Raw genomic sequence first — 3,892 nt, 5'->3', positions numbered from 1 at the left:
GGGGCGCCCCCTGCCCCGCCGCCCCCCCGCCCACACCCCCCCCCCCCCCCACCCCGGGGGGGGGGGGGCCCCCCCCCCCCCCCGCTCCTACGAAGAGCCCAAAAAAGCCCGGCACTGGGCCGGGCTTCTTCACTTCACGACAGGCCGATCAGCTCGGAATGTCCTTGCGCAGCTTCACCGGCTCCTCGCCGCGCTTGCGCGCCAGGGCGCCGCGCAGGCGGATGTTGATCGCCTCCACCGCCAGCGAGAAGGCCATGGCGAAGTACACGTAGCCCTTGGGCACATGGATCTCGAAGGCCTCGGCGATCAGCACGGTGCCGACCACGATGAGGAACGACAGCGCGAGCATCTTCAGCGACGGGTGCTTCTCGATGAAGGCGCTGATGGTGCCGGCCGACAGCATCATCACGCCGACCGAGATGACGATGGCCGCGACCATCACCGGAACGTGCTGCACCAGGCCCACGGCGGTGATCACCGAGTCCAGCGAGAACACGATGTCGATGATCGCGATCTGGATGATGATGCCCATGAAGCCGCGCGACTTGCCGCCCTGCTGGCCGCCCTCTTCCGCGCCTTCGAGGCTGTGGAAGATTTCCATGGTGCTCTTGAACAGCAGGAACAGGCCGCCGAAGAACAGGATCAGGTCACGACCGGAGATGCCATGGTCGAACACCGTGAACAGGTCGGCGGTCAGGCGCATCACCCAGGTGATCGACAGCAGCAGCAGGATGCGCGTGCCCATCGCCAGGGCGAGGCCGAAGAAGCGCGCCTTGGGCTGCTGGGCGGGCGGCAGGCGGCCGACCAGGATGGAGATGAAGATGATGTTGTCGATGCCCAGGACGATCTCAAGGGCCGTCAGGGTCAGAAAGGCAACCCAGATCTCAGGGCTTGTCAGCCATTCCATAGTGGGGGATGTCCGTTAAGGGGTGGTGGTGGGGAAGTTCGGGCCGCGCCAGCGGCGGATGGCCTTCTGGAAGAACAGGTTGTTGGGCACCTGCAGCAGCGCACCCGGCGTGCCGTCTTCGTTGACCTCTTCCAGGGTGGTGTAGAGCAGGTTGATCGCAATCACCCGCCCCTTTACGCCGGGCTTGTCGGCGGACTCGATGACTTCCACGCGATCCCCCAGGCGGAACGGGCCCATGGTGAAGATCATCAGCGCGCAGAACAGGTTGGAGAGCACGCTCCAGATCGCGAAGAAGGCCACCGCCGCAACGGCGGCGAAGCCGGTCAGCGCAGCCCAGAGCACGTCGGCGGAAACGCCCAGGCGCTCCAGCACCAGCATCACCGCCGAGCCCATGATCAACCAGCGCAGGCCGCCGCGCAGCGGCAGCAGCAGCTCCGGCGGCATCGGGTAGCGCTCGCCAAGGCGGCTGATGGCACGCGTCACGATGCGTTGCACCAGCCAGGCCAGCAGCAGGATGAGGATGATCTGCCCGCCGCGCAGCAACGGTTCGCTCCACGCCACCAGCAGGTTCACGTCGTCCATCACTCGCTGGCCTCGAGCTGGCGCTGCAGCTCTTCGAGGGTTTCCAGCGCCATCAGCCAGGACTCTTCCAGCTCGCTTTCGCGGGCTTTGAGCGTGGCCTGGCGGGCCAGCAGATCGCGCAGCTCATCCTTGCGCGAGGCCTCGTAGAGCGCGCTGTCGCCCAGGCGCTGTTCCAGCTCGGCGAGCTGTTCGTGGACCTTGCCCAGCTCCTTCTCCAGCTTGTCCGCTTCGCGCTTGTGCGGAGCGAGCTGTTGACGCAGGGCGGCGGCGGCCTGGCGCTGGGCGCGCTTGTCGGTCTTGTCGCCAGCAGGAGTGGCGGGCGACGACGGCGCCTGCCGCGAGCGGAAATCCACCAGCCAGCGGGCGTAGTCCTCGAGATCGCCGTCGAACTCCTGGATGCGCCCATCGGCCACCAGCAGGAATTCGTCGGTGGTGCTCTTGAGCAGGTGACGATCGTGCGATACCACCACTACGGCGCCGGAGAACTCCTGCAGCGCCAGGGTCAGCGCCAGGCGCATCTCCAGGTCGAGGTGGTTGGTCGGTTCGTCGAGCAGCAGCAGGTTGGGCTTCTGCCAGGCGATCAGCGCCAGCGCCAGGCGCGCCTTCTCACCACCGGAGAAGTTCAGCACCGGCTCATCGCAGCGCTCGCCACGGAAGTCGAAGCCGCCGAGGAAATCGCGCAGCGTCTGCTCGCGCTCGGCCGGGGCGATGCGCGCCAGGTGCAGCAGCGGACTGGCCTTGGGGTCCAGCGAGTCGAGCTGGTGCTGGGCGAAGTAGCCGATGGCGAGGTTTTCGCCGCGACCGAGCTCACCGGCCAGCAGCGACAGATCACCGGACAGGGTCTTGATCAGGGTCGACTTGCCCGCGCCGTTGGGGCCGAGCAGGCCGATGCGCGCACCGGGCACCAGCTGCAGCTTGACCTTCTCCAGCACGGTCTTTTCGCCATAGCCGAGGCTGGCTTCGGAAAGGTTGAGCAGCGGGCTGGAAATCTTGTCGGACTCGCGGAAGGCGAAGTCGAAGGGCGAATCGACGTGGGCCGGCGCCAGTTCTTCCAGGCGCTCCAGCGCCTTGATCCGGCTCTGCGCCTGGCGGGCCTTGGTGGCCTGGGCGCGGAAGCGGGCGATGTACTTTTCCATGTGCGCGCGCTGCGCCTGCTGCTTCTCGTACGCTTGCTGCTGCTGGGCAAGGCGTTCGGCGCGGGTGCGCTCGAAGGCCGAATAGCCGCCGCGGTACAGGGTCAGCTTGCGCTGTTCGAGGTGGGCGATGTTGTCCACCACGGCGTCAAGGAAGTCGCGGTCGTGGGAGATCAGCAGCAGCGTGCCCGGATAGCCCTTGAGCCACTCTTCCAGCCAGAGGATGGCGTCGAGGTCGAGGTGGTTGGTGGGTTCGTCGAGCAGCAGCAGTTCGGACGGGCACATCAGTGCCTGCGCCAGGTTCAGGCGCATCCGCCAGCCACCGGAGAAGTCTCCGACGCGGCGATCCATCTGCTCGGGCGTGAAGCCAAGGCCCGCCAGCAGCTTGCGCGCGCGAGCATCGGCGGTGTATCCGTCGGCACTGTCCAGCTCGCTGTGCAGGCGCGCCAGGGCGGTGCCGTCGTGGGAATCTTCGGCCGCGGCAAGGTCCGCCTGGATCTTGCGCAGGTGCACGTCGCCGTCGAGCACATAGTCGACGGCGAGTCGGTCGAGGGTGTCGACCTCCTGGCGCATGTGCGCGATGCGCCAGTCCGCGGGCAGGTAGCAGTCGCCGGCGTCCTGGCCGAGCTGGCCGCGCAGCAGGGCGAACAGGCTCGACTTGCCGGCGCCGTTGGCGCCGATCAGGCCGACCTTCTGTCCGGCGTGCAGGGTGAGTTCGGCACCTTCCAGCAAGCGCTGGGGGCCACGCTGTAGCGTAAGATTTTGTAGTCGAATCATGGCGGCGGAGTTTATCAGCTTCGCCTGGCAATCGCTGTGGGTGCTCTATGTCTGATGATGTCTGGTCGTATGCGCTGAAACTCTACGCCCGCCCAGGGGTTGAGGCGGCTTGCCTGTCTCTGCAGGAAGGCGGTGCGGATGTCTGCCTGCTGTTCGCTTCGGCCTGGCTGGGCAGCGCTGGCGTGGCCTTCGAGGCGTTGCGAATGAGCGCACTGGAAAGCACGGCGCGGGAGTGGCGTGAAGAGGTGGTCGTGCCGTTGCGCTCGCTGCGTCAGCGCTGGCGGGAAGCGGCGAAGCAGGATGCGGAATTGGCGCCACTGCGCGAGCGGCTCAAGCAGCTCGAACTGGAAGCGGAAAAGGTGCAGCTGGGGAGACTGGAGGCGGTGGCGAAGGACTGGCCACGGCGTGAAGCGGAGGATCTGGCGCGCTGGCTGGGAGCAGCGGCGGGTGAAGCGGACAGCTTGCGCCGCGATGCGCAGGAAACCCTGCGCAT

General features: G+C 67.1%; 4 protein-coding genes. 1 reads left to right on the top strand and 3 read right to left on the bottom strand.

From position 1 onward, the window contains the following. Nucleotides 1–148 precede the first annotated feature (148 nt). The 3 genes from ACCC94_RS28445 to ACCC94_RS28435 are packed head-to-tail and all read right to left on the bottom strand — an operon-like array spanning nt 149 to nt 3,399. On the bottom strand, nt 149–907 hold the full coding sequence (locus tag ACCC94_RS28445) for a TerC family protein (protein WP_081519501.1): 759 nt from the start codon (nt 905–907) through the stop codon (nt 149–151). 15 nt (nt 908–922) lie between these two features. Continuing rightward, nucleotides 923–1,489, bottom strand: a complete 567-nt coding sequence (locus ACCC94_RS28440) for a mechanosensitive ion channel domain-containing protein (protein WP_413352937.1) — start codon at nt 1,487–1,489, stop codon at nt 923–925. Next, entirely contained in the window at nt 1,489–3,399 is a 1,911-nt protein-coding gene (locus ACCC94_RS28435; RefSeq protein ID WP_413352936.1) for an ATP-binding cassette domain-containing protein, read from the bottom strand. Before ACCC94_RS28435 ends, ACCC94_RS28440 begins: the two co-directional genes overlap by 1 nt. Before the next feature lie 47 nt (nt 3,400–3,446). On the opposite strand from ACCC94_RS28435, the gene ACCC94_RS28430 reads away from it, so the two are divergent. Beyond that, nucleotides 3,447–3,892: TIGR02444 family protein (locus tag ACCC94_RS28430; RefSeq protein WP_413352935.1), on the top strand; the 446-nt coding region annotated here is incomplete at its 3' end.

The organism is Pseudomonas sp. Pseusp97, assembly GCF_047304025.1.
Lineage (GTDB): Bacteria > Pseudomonadota > Gammaproteobacteria > Pseudomonadales > Pseudomonadaceae > Pseudomonas.
This window is presented reverse-complemented; position numbering and strand designations above follow the sequence as displayed.

What these genes read in the sequence shown, in the direction of transcription:
- ACCC94_RS28435 (WP_413352936.1), bottom strand. Translation starts at nt 3,399, where the DNA reads ATGATTCGACTACAAAATCTTACGCTACAGCGTGGCCCCCAGCGCTTG.
- ACCC94_RS28440 (WP_413352937.1), bottom strand. Translation starts at nt 1,489, where the DNA reads ATGGACGACGTGAACCTGCTGGTGGCGTGGAGCGAACCGTTGCTGCGC.
- ACCC94_RS28445 (WP_081519501.1), bottom strand. Translation starts at nt 907, where the DNA reads ATGGAATGGCTGACAAGCCCTGAGATCTGGGTTGCCTTTCTGACCCTG.